Annotated in this window: 19 protein-coding genes; 18 read left to right on the top strand and 1 reads right to left on the bottom strand. The window is 54.3% G+C overall.

Going from position 1 to position 20,420, the window contains the following annotated elements:
• Positions 1–142 precede the first annotated feature (142 nt).
• Complete coding sequence (locus KTJ90_RS13785) at positions 143–1,426, bottom strand: citrate synthase (RefSeq protein WP_003853167.1); 1,284 nt, start codon at positions 1,424–1,426, stop codon at positions 143–145.
• 633 nt (positions 1,427–2,059) lie between these two features.
• Between KTJ90_RS13785 and sdhC the strand changes: the two genes are divergently transcribed.
• From sdhC to pal, 18 genes are all read left to right on the top strand, one after another.
• Positions 2,060–2,449 (top strand): succinate dehydrogenase cytochrome b556 subunit, encoded by a 390-nt coding sequence (sdhC, locus tag KTJ90_RS13780; protein ID WP_033742984.1) that lies wholly within the window; start codon positions 2,060–2,062, stop codon positions 2,447–2,449.
• Complete coding sequence (gene sdhD / locus KTJ90_RS13775; protein ID WP_008925023.1) at positions 2,443–2,790, top strand: succinate dehydrogenase membrane anchor subunit; 348 nt, start codon at positions 2,443–2,445, stop codon at positions 2,788–2,790. The genes sdhC and sdhD overlap by 7 nt, the downstream gene beginning before the upstream one ends.
• Positions 2,791–4,557 carry a succinate dehydrogenase flavoprotein subunit gene (gene sdhA / locus KTJ90_RS13770; protein ID WP_499025016.1) on the top strand — a complete coding sequence of 589 codons (1,767 nt, stop codon included), beginning with the start codon at positions 2,791–2,793 and terminating at the stop codon, positions 4,555–4,557.
• A 14-nt stretch (positions 4,558–4,571) separates the two neighbouring features.
• Positions 4,572–5,288, top strand: a complete 717-nt coding sequence (locus KTJ90_RS13765; protein WP_003853156.1) for a succinate dehydrogenase iron-sulfur subunit — start codon at positions 4,572–4,574, stop codon at positions 5,286–5,288.
• Between the two features lie 200 nt (positions 5,289–5,488).
• Positions 5,489–8,296, top strand: a complete 2,808-nt coding sequence (gene sucA, locus KTJ90_RS13760) for a 2-oxoglutarate dehydrogenase E1 component (RefSeq protein ID WP_003853155.1) — start codon at positions 5,489–5,491, stop codon at positions 8,294–8,296.
• 15 nt (positions 8,297–8,311) lie between these two features.
• Positions 8,312–9,535 (top strand): 2-oxoglutarate dehydrogenase complex dihydrolipoyllysine-residue succinyltransferase, encoded by a 1,224-nt coding sequence (odhB, locus tag KTJ90_RS13755; protein ID WP_003853153.1) that lies wholly within the window; start codon positions 8,312–8,314, stop codon positions 9,533–9,535.
• A 67-nt stretch (positions 9,536–9,602) separates the two neighbouring features.
• Positions 9,603–10,769, top strand: coding sequence for an ADP-forming succinate--CoA ligase subunit beta (gene sucC, locus KTJ90_RS13750; RefSeq protein WP_003853151.1), 1,167 nt, complete (start codon positions 9,603–9,605; stop codon positions 10,767–10,769).
• Positions 10,769–11,644 (top strand): succinate--CoA ligase subunit alpha, encoded by an 876-nt coding sequence (gene sucD / locus KTJ90_RS13745; RefSeq protein WP_438477136.1) that lies wholly within the window; start codon positions 10,769–10,771, stop codon positions 11,642–11,644. The genes sucC and sucD overlap by 1 nt, the downstream gene beginning before the upstream one ends.
• Before the next feature lie 573 nt (positions 11,645–12,217).
• Complete coding sequence (cydA, locus tag KTJ90_RS13740) at positions 12,218–13,789, top strand: cytochrome bd-I ubiquinol oxidase subunit I (RefSeq protein WP_499025011.1); 1,572 nt, start codon at positions 12,218–12,220, stop codon at positions 13,787–13,789.
• A gap of 11 nt (positions 13,790–13,800) precedes the next feature.
• Positions 13,801–14,940: a cytochrome d ubiquinol oxidase subunit II gene (cydB, locus tag KTJ90_RS13735; RefSeq protein ID WP_033762876.1), complete on the top strand. Its 1,140-nt coding sequence runs from the start codon at positions 13,801–13,803 to the stop codon at positions 14,938–14,940.
• 15 nt (positions 14,941–14,955) lie between these two features.
• Entirely contained in the window at positions 14,956–15,060 is a 105-nt protein-coding gene (cydX, locus tag KTJ90_RS13730) for a cytochrome bd-I oxidase subunit CydX (RefSeq protein ID WP_008925027.1), read from the top strand.
• On the top strand, positions 15,060–15,353 hold the full coding sequence (gene ybgE, locus KTJ90_RS13725) for a cyd operon protein YbgE (RefSeq protein WP_497816745.1): 294 nt from the start codon (positions 15,060–15,062) through the stop codon (positions 15,351–15,353). The genes cydX and ybgE overlap by 1 nt, the downstream gene beginning before the upstream one ends.
• A gap of 178 nt (positions 15,354–15,531) precedes the next feature.
• A complete protein-coding gene (gene ybgC, locus KTJ90_RS13720; RefSeq protein ID WP_003853144.1) occupies positions 15,532–15,936 on the top strand; it encodes a tol-pal system-associated acyl-CoA thioesterase in 405 nt (134 codons plus the stop codon).
• Positions 15,933–16,619, top strand: coding sequence for a Tol-Pal system protein TolQ (gene tolQ / locus KTJ90_RS13715; RefSeq protein ID WP_003853142.1), 687 nt, complete (start codon positions 15,933–15,935; stop codon positions 16,617–16,619). Before ybgC ends, tolQ begins: the two co-directional genes overlap by 4 nt.
• A 13-nt stretch (positions 16,620–16,632) precedes the next feature.
• Positions 16,633–17,061 carry a colicin uptake protein TolR gene (gene tolR / locus KTJ90_RS13710; protein WP_003853140.1) on the top strand — a complete coding sequence of 143 codons (429 nt, stop codon included), beginning with the start codon at positions 16,633–16,635 and terminating at the stop codon, positions 17,059–17,061.
• Between the two features lie 27 nt (positions 17,062–17,088).
• Entirely contained in the window at positions 17,089–18,423 is a 1,335-nt protein-coding gene (tolA, locus tag KTJ90_RS13705) for a cell envelope integrity protein TolA (RefSeq protein ID WP_008925030.1), read from the top strand.
• A 115-nt stretch (positions 18,424–18,538) separates the two neighbouring features.
• On the top strand, positions 18,539–19,834 hold the full coding sequence (gene tolB / locus KTJ90_RS13700) for a Tol-Pal system beta propeller repeat protein TolB (protein ID WP_003853138.1): 1,296 nt from the start codon (positions 18,539–18,541) through the stop codon (positions 19,832–19,834).
• Positions 19,835–19,885: 51 nt separating this feature from the next.
• Complete coding sequence (gene pal, locus KTJ90_RS13695) at positions 19,886–20,413, top strand: peptidoglycan-associated lipoprotein Pal (protein ID WP_003853135.1); 528 nt, start codon at positions 19,886–19,888, stop codon at positions 20,411–20,413.
• Positions 20,414–20,420 lie beyond the last annotated feature (7 nt).

Here is a 20,420-nt window from a genome sequence, read left to right as displayed (position 1 = left end):
ACGGCGCGGGACGAGCGGCCAGGGAGGGTTTAAGCGACTTTCCGATCTGACCGTGTTTCATGCGCAGGCGCGGTATCAAAACCAACTGCCCTGTCTTTAAAACAGCATAAGGCGGAGAGGAAAGATCTCCGCCCTCCGAATCTTACTTCTTCAGCTGTGAACTGAATTCGCGCTCGGTATAACCGGTGTAGAGCTGACGCGGACGGGCAATCTTCATGCCTTCGTCGTGCATCTCTTTCCAGTGTGCAATCCAGCCAACAGTACGGGCCATCGCGAAGATCACCGTAAACATGGAGGATGGAATACCCATCGCTTTCAGAATGATACCGGAGTAGAAGTCCACGTTTGGATAGAGTTTACGCTCGATAAAGTACGGGTCGTTCAGCGCAATGTGTTCCAGCTCCATCGCCACTTCCAGCAGGTCATCCTTCATACCCAGCTCATTCAGCACTTCATGGCAGGTATCTCGCATCACGGTTGCGCGTGGATCGTAGTTTTTATACACGCGGTGACCAAAGCCCATCAGACGGAATGAGTCATTTTTGTCTTTGGCGCGCTTAACAAATTCCGGGATGTGCTCGACGGTGCTGATCTCTTCCAGCATACGCAGGGTCGCTTCGTTGGCACCGCCGTGCGCCGGTCCCCACAGGGAGGCGATCCCGGCAGCGATACAGGCAAACGGGTTCGCGCCGCTTGAACCCGCGGTACGTACGGTCGACGTCGAGGCGTTCTGCTCATGGTCAGCATGCAGGATCAAAATGCGGTCCATGGCGCGTTCCAGCACTGGATTCACTTTGTACTCTTCGCACGGGGTAGCAAACATCATGTGCAGGAAGTTACCGGCATAGGAGAGGTCGTTGCGAGGATAAACAAATGGCTGGCCGATAGAATATTTGTAACACATTGCTGCCATGGTCGGCATTTTGGAAAGCAGACGGAATGCCGCGATTTCGCGGTGGCGCTCAATGTTTACATCCAGCGAATCGTGGTAAAACGCAGCCAGAGCACCCGTAACACCGCACATAACCGCCATCGGATGTGAGTCACGACGGAAGCCGTGGAACAGGCGGGTAATCTGCTCATGAATCATGGTGTGGCGGGTAACAGTGGTGCGGAACTCATCAAACTGTTTCTGGTTCGGTGCTTCGCCATTCAGCAGAATGTAGCAGACTTCCAGATAGTTAGAGTGGGTCGCCAGCTCAGAAATAGGGAAACCACGGTGTAGCAGGATACCTTCATCACCATCAATAAAGGTGATGGCAGATTCGCAGGACGCAGTAGACGTAAAACCGGGATCGAAGGTGAACAGGCCACTTGAACCCAGAGCGCGGACATCAACCACATCCTGGCCCAGCGTACCTTTCAGCACGTCCAGTTCAATAGATGTTCCATCTTGCAGGGTTAGCGTTACTTTTTTATCTGTCATTTTCGTCTCCATAGCGCCTTATGTAGGTAAGGATCTTTAGACACCTGAAACGCGTTCATGTTGCGGTTGGCAAAACTACACAGTATCACTCTGCGGGGATAAAGCGGGTGCAGGGTACAGAGTGAGCGGCGCGTTCCCAGCGGGAACCGGTGAGCCATGGACATGCTGCATATCGCGGTTGTTAAAGATCCGGTCAGGACATAACTTCTTGGTAACCAATAACCTGATGCTTTTTAAAGCTCATTATCGCAATGTTACATAACTTGCGCTTAGGGGAAAGTGTATCCCCATAACTTTTGTGCATCATAGGAATTTATAGGCTTAGTTTGTAACTGAATTGTTGAACTATTGTCAAATCAGATAATTAAAATTGTATCAATTGTGAAAATCGTGAGTATGATCACTGTTCTACCTAAAATATACCAAAGAGTTTGTAGGGGAATTGTAATCAGAATGTGATCCTCCTATACTCCAGGCAGGTCTCCGGAACACCCTGACACCAGGAGCCACCCAGCGTTTACTACCGCGTCAATTAACACTGGATGTTGCTTTATTGGTGACGGTTAAAGTCTGCCACGCGTTGTGATTAGACTCCGCCTCAGGTCCGGAGGAAGCAAAATAAAAAAGAGCTGTGTGGGCAAAACCGTGAAAAAACAAAGACCTGTCAACTTGGATCTCTCGACGATCCGGTTTCCCGTTACTGCAATAACGTCCATTCTTCACCGCGTCTCCGGCGTAATCACATTGGTTGCTATTGGCATCCTGCTGTGGCTACTCGGTCTCTCTCTCTCTTCTCCTGAAGGTTTCCAGCACGCTGCATCCATCATGGACGGCTTCTTCGCGAAGTTCATCATGTGGGGCATTTTAACGGCGCTGGCCTATCACGCGGTGAGCGGGATTCGTCATATGTTGATGGATTTTGGTTATCTGGCCGAAACGCTGGAATCAGGTAAGCGTTCCGCTCATATGACTTTTGTGATCACTGTCGTGCTGGCAATTCTGGCGGGAGTCCTCGTATGGTAAGCAATGCATCCGCGTTGGGTCGCAACGGCATTCAGGACTGGCTGCTGCTGCGGGCAACGGCAATCCTCATTACGCTCTACATCGTCTACATCCTCGGTTTCGTTGTGATGACAGACACGCTGACCTATGACCTGTGGCGTGGCTTCTTCGCGTCCGCATTCACCAAAGTGTTCACGCTGCTGACGCTGTTCTCCATTCTGGTCCACGGCTGGATCGGGATGTGGCAGGTGTTAACAGACTACGTCAAATCGCTGCCGGTTCGCTTGCTGTTGCAGTTTGTGATTGTCGTGGCGCTGTTGTGGTATGCGATTTATGGCTTTGTTGTGGTGTGGGGTGTGTAAATGAGTTTGCCAATCAGAGAGTTCGATGCCGTGGTAATCGGCGCAGGTGGAGCAGGAATGCGGGCCGCACTGCAAATCTCCCAGGGCGGCCAGACCTGCGCTCTGTTATCTAAAGTTTTCCCGACCCGTTCCCACACAGTATCTGCGCAGGGCGGTATTACCGTTGCGCTGGGTAATACCCATGAAGATAACTGGGAATGGCATATGTACGACACCGTCAAAGGGTCCGACTACATCGGTGACCAGGACGCGATTGAATATATGTGCAAAACCGGCCCGGAAGCGATTCTGGAACTGGAGCACATGGGCCTGCCTTTCTCGCGTCTGGAAGATGGTCGTGTTTATCAGCGTCCGTTTGGTGGTCAGTCGAAGAATTTCGGTGGCGAGCAGGCGGCACGTACCGCGGCCGCAGCTGACCGTACTGGTCACGCGTTGCTGCACACGCTTTATCAGCAGAACCTGAAAAACAAAACCACCATCTTCTCTGAGTGGTATGCACTGGATCTGGTGAAAAATGCCGATGGCGCAGTCGTTGGATGTACCGCAATCTGCATCGAAACCGGCGAAACCGTTTATTTCAAAGCGAAAGCGACCATTCTGGCAACCGGCGGCGCAGGCCGTATTTACCAGTCCACCACCAATGCGCATATCAACACCGGTGACGGCGTCGGTATGGCACTGCGTGCGGGCGTGCCGGTGCAGGATATGGAGATGTGGCAGTTCCACCCAACCGGTATCGCCGGTGCGGGCGTGCTGGTCACAGAAGGCTGTCGTGGTGAAGGCGGCTATCTGCTGAACAAACATGGCGAACGCTTCATGGAGCGTTATGCGCCGAATGCCAAAGATCTGGCGGGCCGCGACGTGGTTGCGCGTTCAATGATGATTGAGATCCGTGAAGGTCGCGGCTGTGATGGCCCGTGGGGTCCGCATCTGAAGCTGAAACTGGATCACCTCGGTAAAGAGGTGCTTGAGTCACGTCTGCCAGGCATCCTTGAGCTGTCTCGCACCTTTGCCCATGCCGATCCGATTAAAGAGCCGATTCCGGTTATCCCAACCTGTCACTACATGATGGGCGGTATTCCGACCAAAGTGACCGGTCAGGCACTGCGCGTGAATGAGCAGGGCGAAGATGTGGTAATTCCAGGCCTGTTCGCCGTCGGTGAAATTGCCTGCGTATCGGTCCATGGTGCCAACCGTCTGGGCGGTAACTCACTGCTCGACCTGGTGGTCTTTGGTCGTGCGGCCGGTCTGCATCTGCTGGAAAGTATTCAGGAGCAGGGCGACCTGCGCGATGCTTCTGAAGATGAAATCGCCGTGGCGATGGCGCGCTTCAACCGCTGGGAAAAAAATACTACCGGTGAAGATCCGGTTGAGATTCGTAAAGCGCTGCAACGCTGCATGCAGAACAACTTCTCTGTATTCCGCGAAGGCGACGCAATGGCGCAGGGTCTGGAAGAGTTGAAAGAGATTCGCGAGCGTCTGAAGTCAGCGCGTCTGGATGACCGCTCACCAGATTTCAATACGCAGCGTATTGAGTGCCTTGAGCTGGATAACCTGATGGAGACGGCTTTTGCCACGGCGGTAGCGGCTAACTATCGCACCGAGAGCCGCGGTGCACACAGTCGCTTCGACTTCCCGGATCGTGATGATGAAAACTGGCTGTGCCACAGTCTTTATGTCCCGGAAACCGAAAGCATGACGCGCCGTGAGGTGAACATGCAGCCGAAACTGCGCGCGGCGTTCCCGCCGAAAGTGCGTACCTACTAATTTCGGAGACGATCATGAGACTTGAGTTTTCAATTTATCGCTACAATCCGGACGTCGATGACAAGCCGCGCATGCAGGATTACACCCTGGAGTCGGAAGACGGTCGCGACATGATGCTACTGGATGCGCTGATTCGCCTGAAAGAGAAAGATCCAACGCTGGCGTTTCGTCGCTCCTGCCGCGAAGGCGTCTGCGGCTCTGATGGCCTCAACATGAACGGTAAAAACGGACTGGCCTGTATTACGCCCGTCTCGGCATTGGGCAACGGCAAACAGAAAATTGTTATCCGTCCGCTGCCAGGTTTACCGGTAGTGCGTGACCTGGTCGTAGACATGAGCCAGTTTTATGCACAGTATGAGAAAATTAAGCCTTTCCTGCTGAATGATGGCGAGAACCCGCCAGCACGTGAGCATCTGCAGTCACCGGATGAGCGCGAACACCTGGATGGTTTGTATGAATGTATTCTCTGTGCCTGCTGCTCAACCTCATGCCCATCTTTCTGGTGGAACCCTGAGAAGTTCATCGGTCCTGCTGGCCTGCTGGCAGCATACCGCTTCCTGATTGACAGCCGCGACACGGAAACCGAAGCGCGTCTCGACAATCTGAATGATGCTTTCAGCGTATTCCGCTGCCACAGCATCATGAACTGTGTGAGTGTCTGTCCGAAAGGGCTTAACCCGACGCGCGCCATCGGCCATATCAAGTCGATGCTGCTGCAGCGCGGCGCATAAGTTATCTCCGCCGGGAACCTCAGGTTCCCGGTGTTTTACGGAAGCCTCTGTAAGCGCGGTGACTACCACGTTTACAAAGGTTCCCTTACGGGCCACGCGCGCTGCGCAAAGTGCTCGTATCGCTGAACTCACTACGGCAAACCGCGAAAGCGGCAACAAATGAAACCTCAAAAAAGCATAGCAATGCTTAAGGGATCACAATGCAGAACAGCGCGATGAAGCCCTGGCTGGACTCTTCCTGGCTGGCCGGCGCGAATCAGTCTTACATAGAGCAGCTCTATGAGGATTTCCTGACCGATCCTGACTCTGTCGATGCAGTGTGGCGCTCGATGTTCCAGCAGTTACCGGGCACCGGAATGAAACCTGAGCAGTTTCACTCCACCACACGTGAGTACTTCCGTCGCCTGGCGAAAGATGCATCTCGTTACACCTCATCTGTCTCCGATCCGGAAACCAACTCCAAGCAAGTGAAAGTGCTGCAGCTGATTAACGCGTTTCGTTTCCGCGGTCATCAGCATGCCAATCTTGATCCGCTCGGCCTGTGGAAACAGGACCGTGTCGCCGATCTCGATCCCGCTTTTCACGACCTGACCGAGGCCGATTTTCAGGAAAGCTTTAACGTAGGTTCATTTGCCATTGGCAAAGACACCATGAAGCTGGCCGATCTCTTCCAGGCGCTGACGCAGACTTACTGCGGCTCGATTGGTGCAGAATATATGCACATCAACAACACCGATGAAAAACGCTGGATCCAGCAGCGTCTTGAGTCGGTTGCGGGCCGTGCAGCGTTCAGCAACGAAGAGAAAAAAGGTTTCCTGAAAGAGCTGACTGCGGCAGAAGGGCTGGAAAAATACCTTGGGGCGAAATTCCCGGGTGCCAAACGCTTCTCGCTGGAAGGCGGCGATGCGCTGGTTCCGATGCTGCGCGAAATGATTCGTCACGCCGGCAAGAGCGGTACCCGTGAAGTGGTACTGGGTATGGCGCACCGTGGTCGTCTCAACGTGCTGATCAACGTGCTGGGCAAAAAGCCGCAGGATCTGTTCGACGAGTTCGCCGGTAAGCATAAAGAACATCTGGGCACCGGTGACGTGAAGTACCACATGGGCTTCTCCTCTGACGTGGAAACCGAAGGCGGCCTGGTTCACCTGGCGCTGGCGTTTAACCCGTCACACCTGGAGATCGTCAGCCCGGTGGTTATGGGTTCTGTGCGTGCCCGTCTGGATCGTCTGGATGAGCCAGCCAGCAATAAAGTTTTACCGATCACCATTCATGGTGATGCGGCCGTGATTGGTCAGGGCGTGGTTCAGGAAACCCTGAACATGTCACAGGCGCGCGGTTATGAAGTGGGTGGTACGGTTCGCATCGTTATCAACAACCAAGTTGGCTTTACAACGTCCAACCCGAAAGATGCGCGTTCTACCCCTTACTGCACCGACATCGGCAAAATGGTGCTGGCACCGATTTTCCACGTTAACGCTGACGACCCGGAAGCGGTCGCGTTTGTGACCCGTCTGGCGCTCGATTACCGCAACACCTTTAAGCGTGATGTGTTTATCGATCTGGTCTGCTATCGCCGTCATGGTCACAACGAGGCGGATGAGCCAAGTGCGACCCAGCCGCTGATGTATCAGAAAATCAAAAAACACCCGACGCCGCGCAAAATCTATGCCGACCGTCTGGAAGGTGAAGCCGTTGCCACGCAGGAAGATGCGACCGAAATGGTCAATCTCTACCGTGACGCGCTGGATGCGGGCGAGTGCGTGGTGCCGGAATGGCGTCCAATGAGTCTCCACTCCTTTACCTGGTCACCTTATCTGAATCATGAGTGGGATGAGCCTTATCCGGCGCAGGTCGACATGAAACGTCTGAAGGAACTGGCGCTGCGTATCAGCCAGGTGCCTGAAGAGGTGGAAGTGCAGTCGCGTGTTGCCAAGATTTATAACGACCGTCGTCTGATGGCTGAAGGCGAAAAGGCCTTCGACTGGGGCGGCGCGGAAAACCTGGCCTACGCCACGCTGGTTGATGAAGGTATTCCGGTTCGCCTGTCGGGCGAAGATACCGGTCGCGGTACTTTCTTCCACCGTCATGCGGTGGTTCATAACCAGGCGAACGGCTCAACCTATACCCCTCTGCATCATGTGCACAGTGGTCAGGGTCAGTTCAAAGTGTGGGACTCCGTGCTGTCAGAAGAGGCGGTACTGGCCTTTGAATATGGCTACGCCACCGCAGAGCCGCGCATCCTGACCATCTGGGAAGCGCAGTTTGGTGACTTCGCCAACGGTGCACAGGTTGTTATTGACCAGTTCATCAGTTCCGGTGAGCAGAAATGGGGCCGTATGTGTGGCCTGGTGATGCTGCTGCCGCACGGTTATGAAGGTCAGGGCCCGGAGCACTCCTCTGCGCGTCTGGAGCGTTATCTGCAACTTTGCGCTGAGCAGAACATGCAGGTTTGCGTGCCGTCTACACCCGCACAGGTTTACCATATGCTGCGTCGTCAGGCGCTGCGCGGTATGCGTCGTCCACTGATTGTGATGTCACCAAAATCTCTGCTGCGCCATCCGCTGGCTATTTCCACGCTGGATGAACTGGCGAATGGCAGCTTCCAGCCTGCGATTGGTGAAGTCGATGATCTGGATCCGCAGGGCGTTAAACGCGTCGTACTGTGCTCCGGTAAAGTGTATTACGACCTGCTTGAGCAGCGTCGTAAAAATGAGCAGACCGATGTGGCTATCGTGCGCATCGAACAGCTTTATCCGTTCCCGCATCAAGCGGTTCAGGAAGCATTGAAAGCGTATTCTCACGTACAGGATTTTGTCTGGTGTCAGGAAGAGCCACTGAATCAGGGCGCCTGGTACTGCAGCCAGCATCATTTCCGTGAAGTTGTGCCATTTGGTGCCACTTTACGTTATGCAGGCCGCCCGGCCTCCGCCTCACCGGCCGTGGGTTACATGTCCGTACACCAACAACAGCAGCAAGACCTGGTTAATGACGCGCTGAACGTTAATTAATTAAAAGGAAAGATAATGAGTAGCGTAGATATTCTCGTTCCCGACCTGCCTGAATCGGTTGCCGATGCCTCAGTGGCAACCTGGCACAAAAAACCAGGCGATGCAGTCACTCGCGATGAAGTGCTGGTCGAAATCGAAACCGATAAAGTGGTGCTGGAAGTACCAGCCTCTGCTGACGGTATCCTGGAAGCCGTTCTGGAAGATGAGGGTGCCACTGTTACCTCCCGCCAGATCCTGGGTCGTCTGAAAGAGGGCAATAGCGCCGGTAAAGAGAGCAGCGCGAAGTCTGAAAGCAAAGAGTCTACCCCGGCTCAGCGTCAGACTGCGTCACTGGAAGAAGAGAGCAACGATGCGCTCAGCCCGGCTATCCGCCGCCTGATTGCAGAGCACAATCTCGACGCCTCTCAGATTAAAGGCAGCGGTGTTGGCGGACGTCTGACCCGTGAAGATGTTGAAAAACACCTGGCCAACAAGCCGCAGGCTGCTAAAGCGGCAGCACCTGCTGCTGATGCGGCTACCGCGCAGCAGCCAGTGGCTAACCGCAGCGAAAAACGCGTGCCGATGACGCGTCTGCGTAAGCGCGTTGCCGAGCGTCTGCTGGAAGCGAAGAACAGCACCGCGATGCTGACCACCTTCAACGAAATCAACATGAAGCCCATCATGGATCTGCGCAAGCAGTATGGTGAGGCGTTCGAGAAGCGTCACGGTGTGCGTCTGGGCTTTATGTCCTTCTACATCAAAGCGGTTGTTGAAGCGCTGAAACGCTATCCGGAAGTGAACGCTTCTATCGATGGAGAAGATGTGGTTTACCACAACTACTTCGACGTCAGCATTGCGGTCTCTACACCACGTGGTCTGGTTACGCCAGTCCTGCGTGACGTTGATGCGCTGAGCATGGCGGACATCGAGAAGAAAATCAAAGAGCTGGCAGTGAAAGGCCGTGACGGCAAGCTGACAGTGGAAGATCTGACCGGCGGTAACTTCACCATTACCAACGGCGGCGTCTTTGGTTCACTGATGTCTACCCCGATCATCAATCCACCGCAGAGCGCCATCCTGGGCATGCACGCCATCAAGGATCGCCCGATGGCGGTCAATGGTCAGGTTGTAGTGCTGCCAATGATGTATCTGGCGCTCTCCTACGACCACCGTCTGATCGATGGCCGTGAATCAGTTGGTTATCTGGTTGCAGTGAAAGAGATGCTGGAAGATCCGGCGCGCCTGCTGCTGGATGTCTGATTTTCACCGGGCGCGCCTGGCGCGCCCAACCTCAATACTCTTTTCAGACCTGAATGGATAGAACATCATGAACTTACACGAATACCAGGCGAAACAACTGTTTGCACGGTATGGCATGCCTGCACCAACGGGTTACGCCTGTACTACACCACGTGAAGCGGAAGAAGCTGCCTCTAAAATTGGCGCAGGCCCGTGGGTAGTTAAATGTCAGGTTCATGCCGGTGGCCGCGGTAAAGCGGGCGGTGTGAAAGTAGTTAACAGCAAAGAAGAGATTCGCGCCTTTGCTGAAAACTGGCTGGGCAAACGCCTGGTGACCTATCAAACAGATGCAAACGGCCAGCCGGTAAACCAGATTCTGGTTGAAGCAGCGACCGATATCGACCAGGAGCTCTATCTGGGCGCTGTGGTCGATCGCGCAACGCGTCGCGTCATTTTCATGGCGTCGACTGAAGGCGGTGTGGAAATTGAAAAAGTGGCGGAAGAGACCCCGCACCTGATCCATAAAATGGCGCTGGATCCGCTGACCGGTCCGCAGCCTTACCAGGGCCGTGAGCTGGCATTCAAACTTGGCCTGACTGGCAAGCTGGTTGGTCAGTTCACCAAGATCTTCATGGGTCTGGCGACACTGTTCCTGGAGCGCGATCTGGCGATGGTTGAGATCAACCCGCTGGTGATTACCAAGCAGGGCGACCTGATCTGCCTGGACGGTAAACTGGGTGCCGATGGCAATGCCCTGTTCCGTCAGCCAGAACTGCGTGAAATGCGCGACCCAAGCCAGGAAGATCCACGTGAAGCACATGCGACACAGTGGGAACTGAACTATGTTGCGCTGGAAGGCAACATCGGTTGTATGGTTAACGGCGCAGGTCTGGCGATGGGTACCATGGACATCGTTAAGCACCATGGCGGTCAGCCAGCCAACTTCCTTGATGTCGGCGGCGGCGCGACCAAAGAGCGCGTAACCGAAGCCTTCAAAATCATCCTGTCTGACGATGCGGTTAAAGCCGTTTTCGTTAACATCTTCGGCGGTATCGTACGCTGTGACCTGATTGCCGACGGCATCATCGGCGCAGTGGCTGAAGTGGGTGTGAACGTGCCAGTAGTGGTACGTCTGGAAGGTAACAACGCCGAGCTGGGCGCCCAGAAACTGGCGGACAGCGGTCTGAACATCATTGCAGCAACCAGCCTGACAGACGCCGCACAGCGTGTTGTTGCTGCCGCGGAGGGTAAATAATGTCCATTCTGATCGACAAAAACACCAAAGTCATTTGCCAGGGTTTCACCGGTGGCCAGGGGACTTTCCATTCTGAGCAGGCGCTGGCTTACGGCACCCAACTGGTTGGCGGCGTGACGCCAGGCAAAGGCGGCACGACTCACCTCGGCCTGCCGGTGTTCAATACCGTGCGCGAAGCCGTAGAAGTGACGGGCGCAACTGCCACCGTGATCTATGTCCCCGCACCATTCTGTAAAGATGGCATCCTGGAAGCGATCGAAGCGGGCATCAAACTGATCATCACCATCACCGAAGGTATTCCGACCCTGGATATGCTGACCGTGAAAGTGAAGCTGGATGAAGCAGGCGTGCGGATGATCGGTCCAAACTGCCCGGGTGTTATCACCCCTGGCGAATGTAAGATCGGCATCATGCCGGGCCACATTCACCAGCCGGGCCGCGTTGGTATCGTATCGCGTTCAGGTACGCTGACCTATGAAGCGGTTAAGCAGACCACTGACATCGGCTACGGCCAGTCAACCTGCGTCGGCATCGGCGGTGACCCGATCCCAGGCTCTAACTTCATCGACATTCTGAAAATGTTCCAGGATGATCCACAGACTGAAGTTATCGTGATGATCGGTGAGATCGGCGGTAGCGCTGAAGAAGAAGCCGCAGCCTTCATTAAAGAGCACGTGACCAAACCGGTTGTGGGCTATATTGCTGGCGTAACCGCGCCAAAAGGCAAGCGTATGGGCCATGCAGGCGCCATCATTGCCGGTGGTAAAGGCACAGCAGATGAGAAATTTGCTGCGCTGGAAGCGGCAGGCGTGAAAACCGTTCGCAGCCTGGCTGATATCGGTGATGCAGTTAAAGCCGTATTACCGGCCAAATAAGTCAGCGTCATCTGAAACTAAGCCACCTTCGGGTGGCTTTTTTTATGTCCGTTATCAACGGGCATAATGCTGGCAGTGAAAGCGAAGAATACGTTGTTAAATAACCTGCTCACCGTTTATCACGTTAAGAAAAAGTGGCAAAGGTAAACTATTTCTTCACGTCTTATTTCATTAATGACAATTTTTTAACAGGAAACTGACCCAGCTCTATCTGGAAACTTATTACGTTAATCCAGATCAATAAATCACGTTTTATATCCAACTATATCTCTGGCAAAGCGCAACGCTAAGGGCGTAAATTGCGCTGCATCAATCCAGCCTTTTACACAAATTTTCATACGACTGCTCAACCCGGGATGACACCCACTTTTCTCCTGTTAAAGCAGCCGTTAATAAAGCGCTGATTGACATTTTTCAGAGCTGCTTCATTCGTTACTCGCCTTTTCGGGCAGCTCACAGACCTGTTCTGCTGGTAATAAAAAACTGGAATCAATAAACAGTCGTTCCTGACTCCGATTACGTTCGATCTGATCGCGCGCGTGACGGAGACAAAGCGAGGAGCAAGGAGTCCTTATGTTAGATATCGTCGAGCTGTCGCGGTTACAGTTTGCCTTAACGGCGATGTACCATTTTCTGTTCGTCCCTTTAACGCTGGGTATGGCGTTTCTGCTGGCGATCATGGAAACGGTCTATGTCCTGAGCGGTAAACAAATTTATAAAGATATGACGAAGTTCTGGGGCAAGTTATTTGGTATTAACTTTGCGCTGGGTGTCGCTACCGGACTGACCATGGAATTTCAGTTCGGGACAAACTGGTCATATTACTCTCACTACGTCGGCGATATCTTCGGCGCGCCGCTCGCCATTGAAGGTCTGATGGCGTTCTTCCTGGAATCGACCTTTGTCGGCCTGTTCTTTTTTGGCTGGGATCGGCTGGGTAAAGTGCAGCACATGGCGGTGACCTGGCTGGTCGCCCTGGGCTCGAATATGTCTGCGTTGTGGATTCTGGTCGCCAACGGCTGGATGCAGAACCCTATCGCTTCAGAGTTCAACTTTGAAACCATGCGCATGGAGATGGTCAGCTTCTCAGAGCTGGTGCTGAACCCGGTGGCACAGGTGAAATTCGTTCACACCGTCGCGGCCGGTTACACCACAGGCGCGATGTTTATCATGGGCATCAGTGCCTCGTACATGCTGAAAGGCCGCGACTTCGCCTTTGCTAAACGCTCGTTCGCTATCGCGGCCAGCTTTGGCATGGCGGCGGTGCTGTCAGTGATCGTGCTGGGTGATGAGTCTGGTTACGAAATGGGTGACGTGCAGAAAACCAAGCTGGCCGCGATTGAAGCGGAGTGGGAAACCCAGCCAGCGCCAGCGTCCTTTACCCTGTTTGGCTTGCCCGATCAGGCCACTCAGGAGAACCGGTACGCCATTCAGATCCCCTGGCTGCTGGGCCTGATCGTCACCCGATCCACGGATACGCCGGTGACGGGCCTGAAAGAGTTAATGGCACAGCATGAGGTGCGCATCCGGAACGGCATGAAAGCCTACGCCTTGCTGAATGAACTGCGCGGTGGCAGTCAGGATCAGGCGGTACGGGACGCGTTCAACAGTCACAAACAGGATCTCGGTTACGGTCTGCTGCTGAAACGCTATACCGATAATGTGGCGGATGCGACAGAAGCGCAGATCAAACAGGCGACGCAGGACTCTATCCCGCGTGTTGCCCCGCTTTATTTCGCCTTCCGTATCATGGTGTTGTGTGGTGTTCTGCTGCTGGGCATTATCGCGCTGGCGTTCTGGAGCGTGTTGCGTAACCGCATCGGTAAAAATCGCTGGTTACTGAAAGCGGCGCTGTTTGGTATCCCGCTGCCGTGGATCGCAATCGAATCCGGCTGGTTCGTCGCGGAATATGGTCGTCAGCCCTGGGCTATCGGTGAAGTTCTGCCGACTGCGGTGGCGAACTCTTCTCTGACTGTAGGCGATCTGTTGTTCTCGATGATCCTGATTTGCGGACTCTACACGCTGTTCCTGGTGGCTGAGATGTACCTGATGTTCAAATTCGCCCGCCTTGGGCCGAGCAGCCTGAAAACCGGGCATTATCATCATGAGCAGATCACGGCAACCACGCAGCCGGTTCGGGGATAAGGAGAGCGACCATGTTTAATTATGAAGTTCTGCGCTTTGTCTGGTGGCTGTTGATTGGCGTGCTGCTAATCGGCTTTGCTGTCGCAGATGGTTTTGATATGGGCGTCGGCATGCTGACGCGCATTCTGGGTCGCACCGATACTGAGCGTCGCATTATGATTAACAGTATCGCCCCGCACTGGGACGGCAACCAGGTCTGGCTTATCACTGCCGGTGGCGCACTGTTTGCCGCCTGGCCGATGGTCTATGCGGCGGCCTTTTCTGGCTTCTACGTGGCCATGATTCTGGTGCTCGCCTCGCTGTTCTTCCGTCCGGTTGGCTTCGATTACCGCTCGAAGATTGAAGACAACCGCTGGCGCGGTGCCTGGGACTGGGGCATCTTCATCGGCAGCTTCGTGCCGCCGCTGGTCATTGGCGTGGCGTTTGGCAACCTGTTACAGGGCGTGCCGTTCCATGCCGATGAGTATCTGCGTCTGTTCTACACCGGCAACTTCTTCCAGCTGCTGAATCCGTTTGGCCTGCTGGCAGGTGTGGTCAGCGTAGCGATGATTCTGGCTCAGGGCGCAACCTATCTGCAGATGCGCACCACGGGCGAACTGCATCTGCGTTCACGCACCGCAGCACAACTTGCCGCCCTGGTGATGATGGTCTGCTTCATCCTGGCCGGTGTCTGGGTGAAATATGGTATTGATGGCTATGTGGTGACCAGCACGATGGATCACTTTGCTGCCTCTAACCCACTGGGTAAAACGGTAGTGCGTGAGGCAGGTGCCTGGATGGTCAACTTCCAGAACCATCCTGTGCTGTGGCTGTTCCCGCTGCTGGGCGTGGTGTTGCCGCTGCTGACCATACTTTGCTCGCGGGTTGAGAAGGGCGCCTGGGCATTCCTGTTCTCTTCACTGACGCTGGCCTGCGTCATCATGACCGCCGGCATTGCGATGTTCCCGTTCATCATGCCATCCAGCACCGTGCCGGGTACCAGCCTGACGATGTGGGATGCAACGTCCAGCCTGCTGACGCTGCAAACGATGACCGTTGCCGCCGCTATCTTTGTTCCAATCATTCTGATTTACACCACCTGGTGTTACTGGAAGATGTTTGGTCGTATTACCAAAGAGCATATTGAAAGCAACAGTCACTCACTCTATTAATTAAGGAGAAGTCGCATGTGGTATTTTGCCTGGATTCTCGGCACGTTGCTGGCCTGTGCCTTTGGTATCGTGACCGCGCTGGCGATTGAACACGTTGAAGCGCAGGATGAGTCTCACTGATGCGTACGCCAATTCGGATGCTGTATGATCTGATGGATAAGGGCCCGTTACGGGCCCTTTCACTGCTGCTGGCGCTGCTGGCGGCTGGCGGCGTGATGTGGGACCCGACCCGCTTTGCTAAACACGCGGGTCAGCTGCCTGCGCTGCAGGGTCTGGTGCTGATCTGGGCGGTCTGCAGTGGTGTGATTCACGGTACAGGCTTCCGGCCACAGCAAACCCGATGGCAGGCGCTGTTTAGCCCGTTACCCGCCATGCTGGTGTTATTTATCGCGCTTTACCGTTTTTACCTGTAACACCCCACCTCACCAGCGCTGTCAGTGAATATTTGTCAGCGTCTGGTCAATTAATCTTCCTGAAATCGTTCCATTTGTTACCGAGCGATAATTATTTTCGCCTGGCTCTGACGAGCCATTCCCAACCCCAATTCTCTTGCGTATAGTAGCAACGTTTAAAACGAGGCCGGGATGTAGAGTGAGTACAACGCTGTTTCGCTGGCCGGTTCGGGTCTACTACGAAGATACTGATGCCGGTGGTGTGGTTTATCACGCCAGCTATATCGCTTTTTATGAACGAGCACGTACCGAAATGTTGCGACAGCACCATTTCAATCAGCAGACGCTGTTAGAACAGCAGATCGCTTTTGTGGTACGGCGCATCACGGTGGACTATCTTGCAGCGGCGCGTCTTGATGACCTTCTGGAAATCCAGAGCGAGGTCACCTCAATGACTCGGGCTACCATGACGTTCACTCAGCGTATCGTGAATACTGAAGGCAAAGTGCTCAATGAGGCAGAGGTCCTGATTGCCTGCATTAACCCTCATCTAATGAAGCCGATTGCGCTTCCCAAGTCTATTGTCGCGGAGTTCAAGCAGTGACTGACATGAACATTCTTGATTTGTTCCTGAAGGCGAGCCTTCTGGTCAAACTTATCATGTTGATTTTGATCGGCTTTTCTATTGCCTCCTGGGCCATCATTATTCAGCGCACACGTATTCTGAATGCGGCGGGAAGAGAAGCTGAGGCATTTGAAGACAAATTCTGGTCCGGCATCGAACTCTCCCGACTGTATCAGGAGAGCCAGGAGCGTCGGGAAGAGCTGGGCGGCTCGGAGCAGATTTTCTACTCCGGCTTTAAAGAGTTCGCCCGACTGCACCGCGCTAATAATCATGCGCCGGAGGCAGTTATTGATGGTGCAAGCCGTGCGATGCGCATCTCAATGAACCGTGAGCTGGAAGCGCTGGAAAACCACATTCCGTTCCTCGGTACTGTCGGTTCAATCAGTCCCTATATCGGGCTGTTCGGTACTGTCTGGGGGATCATGCACGCCTTTATCGCGCTGGGCGCGGTGAAGCAGGCAACACTGCAGATGGTGGCACCGGGTATCGCTGAAGCATTGATTGCAACCGCAATCGGTCTGTTTGCGGCAATTCCGGCGGTAATGGCGTACAACCGTCTGAACCAGCGCGTCAACAAACTGGAGCAGGGCTACGACAACTTCATGGAAGAGTTCACTGCCATTCTGCATCGCCAGGCTTTCTCCAGCGATAGCGCTAAGTAAATAGAGGTTAATGATGGCCAGAGTACGTGGTCGCAAACGCCGCGACCTGAAGTCGGAAATCAACATCGTTCCGCTACTGGACGTCCTGTTGGTGCTGCTGCTGATCTTCATGGCAACGGCACCCATTATTACCCAGAGCGTGGAAGTGGATCTGCCTGATGCGACCGACTCTAAAACCGTTTCCAGCGATGATAATCCGCCGGTAATTGTTGAAGTGGCGGGCGTGGGGCAGTACAGCCTGGTCGTGGATCACGATCGTATGGATCAGCTCCCCCCCGAGCAGGTGATCAGCGAAGCGCAGCGTCGACTGGAAGCAAATCCTAAGACGGTGTTTTTGATCGGGGGCGCGAAAGAAGTGCCTTACGATGAAATCATTAAAGCGCTCAACCTGCTGCACCAGGCGGGTGTTAAATCTGTCGGTTTGATGACGCAGCCGATTTAAAATCGAACCGTTTTTTGGGAACCGAGTGTGTCGAAGGCAACCGAGCAAAACGAGAAGTTAAAGCGCGCGATAATCATTTCGGTGATTCTGCATATCGTGTTGATCGCGCTGCTGATTTGGAGCTCGTTTAATGAGCACGTTGACCCCAGCAGTGCGGGTGGCGGTGGCAGCGATATTGATGCTGTGATGGTCGATCCCGGTGCCGTCGTGAGTCAATACAATCGTCAGCAGAACCAGCAAAGCGACAGCCAGCGGGCTGAGCAACAGCGTAAAAAGCAGGCGCAGCAGCAGGCAGAAGAGCTGCAACAGAAACAGGCTGCTGAACAGCAGCGTCTGAAAGCGCTGGAAAAAGAGCGTTTAGCCGCGCAGGAAACCGCGAAAGAAGAGGCTAAACAGCAGGCTGAGCAGCAGAAAGCGGCAGAAGACGCCGCGAAACAGGCTCAGGAACAGCAGAAAACCGCCGAAGCGGCAGCAGCTAAAGCTAAAGCGGATGCGAAAGCACAGGCGGATGCTCAGGCCAAAGCGACTGCTGAGCAGGCGAAGCAGGCCGCAGCCGAAGCAAAGAAGCAGGCTGATCAACAGGCGAAAGCCGCTGCTGCCGCTGCGGCAAAAGAGAAAGCCGTTGCGGAGGCGAAGGCGAAGTCGGAAGCGGATGCAAAAGCGGCGGCTGAGGCCAAAGTGAAGGCGGCTGCGGATGCCAAAGCTAAAGCCGCCGAAGAAGCGAAAGAGAAAGCCGCAGAAGCGAAAGAAAAAGCTGCTGAGGCAGCAAAAGAGAAAGCCGCTGAAGCCGCTAAAGAAAAAGCCGAAGCCGCCAAAGAAGCTGCCAAAGAGAAAGCTGAGGCGGCGAAAGAGGCCGCTAAAGAGAAGGCGGAAGCGGCTGCTAAGGCGAAAGCCGATGCGGCTGCCAAAGCGAAGGCTGAGGCTGCCGCTAAAGCCAAAGCAGATGCGAAGGCGAAAGCTGCCGCCGATGCGGCCAATGACAGCGATGTTGATGATTTGCTGGGTGGACTCACTTCCGGTAAAAATGCACCGAAAAGCGGCACATCAGGTGGCGCAGCGGGGCAGGGCAACCAGAAGAAAGCGGGGGCATCGGGCGCTGAGATCAACTCCTACATGGGTCAGGTGGTGAGTGCGATTCAGAGCCGATTCTACGATGCCGATCTGTATCGCGGAAAAACCTGTGATTTGCGGATTAAACTTGCGCCTGATGGCTTGTTGATTGATGTTAAGTCAGAGGGTGGTGATCCCGCGCTCTGCCAGGCCGCGATTGCTGCTGCCAAACAGGCACGTATTCCGAAGCCGCCTTCTCAGGCGGTCTACGAAGTGTTTAAAAACGCCCCGATGCGTTTTAAACCGCAATAATGCAGTCACGGTCGGCAAGTTGATCTATGTTTAGCTTGCCGTACTTATGTTGTACTCGTGGTTTCCAGGAACAGTGCCAATTATCGTGGACTGAGGTTCAGATAAGGGAGATAAAATGAAGCAAGCTCTTCGCGTTACGTTAGGCTTTTTTATCCTGCTGTGGGCAGCCATGCTGCATGCAGAAGTTCGAATTGAGATCACCCAGGGTGTGAACACCGCGCGCCCGATTGGCGTGGTGCCGTTTAAATGGGCCGGTTCTGGTGCCGCGCCGGAAGATGTCGGCGGCATCGTGGCGGCTGACCTGCGCAACAGTGGCAAATTCAATCCACTGGATCGCTCACGTCTGCCACAGCAGCCAACCAGTGCGCAGGAAGTGCAGCCTGCCGCCTGGAGCGCACTCGGCATCGACGCCGTAGTCGTCGGTCAGGTCGCGTCTAACCCGGATGGCAGCTATCAGGTCTCTTACCAGCTGGTTGACACCGGCGGTGCGCCGGGTACAGTGCTGGCACAGAACTCATATAAAGTGACAAAGCAGTGGCTGCGCTATGCCGCTCACACTGCCAGTGACGAAACGTTCCAGAAGCTGACAGGCATTAAGGGCGCTTTCCGCACCCGCATCGCCTATGTCGTGCAGACCAACGGTGGTCAGTTCCCTTATGAACTGCGCGTCGCTGACTACGATGGCTATAACCAGTTCGTCGTACATCGTTCACCACAGCCACTGATGTCGCCAGCCTGGTCTCCGGATGGCAGCAAAGTGGCCTACGTGACCTTTGAAAGCGGCAAGTCCGCGCTGGTGGTCCAGACGCTCTCTAACGGTGCCATCCGTCAGGTTGCCTCATATCCGCGTCACAACGGTGCCCCGGCATTCTCGCCAGATGGCTCTAAGCTCGCTTTCGCGCTCTCTAAAACCGGTAGCCTGAACCTCTATGTGATGGATCTGGCGTCAGGTCAGACGCGTCAGGTGACGGATGGTCGTTATAACAGTACTGAACCGACCTGGTTCCCGGACAGCCAGACTCTGGCTTATACCTCCGATCAGGCGGGTGCCCCTCAGATCTATAAAGTCGGTATTAATGGCGGCACGCCACAGCGTATTACCTGGGAAGGCGGTCAGAACCAGGATGCGGATGTTGCAACAGATGGTAAATCTATGGTGATGATTAGCACCAACGGTGGTGCTCAACACGTCGCCAAACAGGATCTGGAAACGGGAGCCGTTCAAACGTTAACGGACACGTTCCTGGATGAAACGCCGAGCCTGGCACCAAATGGCACAATGGTAATCTACAGCTCTACTCAGGGTATGGGTTCCGTGTTGCAGTTGGTTTCAACCGACGGCCGTTTCAAAGCGCGTCTTCCGGCAACTGATGGACAGGTAAAATTTCCTGCCTGGTCGCCGTATCTGTAATGTCTGACACTTCAGACATCGCAAACAATAAACAATAATGGGATTTTTGAAATGCAACTGAACAAAGTGCTGAAGGGTTTGATGCTGGCTCTGCCGGTTCTGGCAGTAGCGGCTTGTAGCTCACACAAAAACAACAACAATGACCAGACTGGCATGGGTGCTGATGGCGCTTACGGTGCAAATTCTGGCATGAACGGCAACGGCGGCAACATGTCTTCTGACGAGCAGGCTCGTCTGCAGATGCAGCAGCTGCAGCAGAACAACATCGTGTACTTCGGTCTGGACAAATATGACGTTCAGTCTGATTACGCACAGATGCTGGATCAGCACGCAACTTTCCTGCGCAGCAACCCATCATACAAAGTGACCATCGAAGGTCATGCGGATGAGCGCGGTACGCCGGAATACAACATCGCCCTGGGCGAACGTCGTGCTAACGCCGTTAAGATGTACCTGCAGGGTAAAGGCGTGTCGGCTGATCAGATGTCTATCGTTTCTTACGGTAAAGAGAAGCCAGCCGTTCTGGGTCATGACGAAGCAGCGTATTCTAAAAACCGTCGTGCCGTTCTGGTCTACTAAGAGAATC

Source organism: Pantoea jilinensis (assembly GCF_019104105.1).
Classification (GTDB): domain Bacteria; phylum Pseudomonadota; class Gammaproteobacteria; order Enterobacterales; family Enterobacteriaceae; genus Pantoea; species Pantoea eucalypti.
This window is presented reverse-complemented; position numbering and strand designations above follow the sequence as displayed.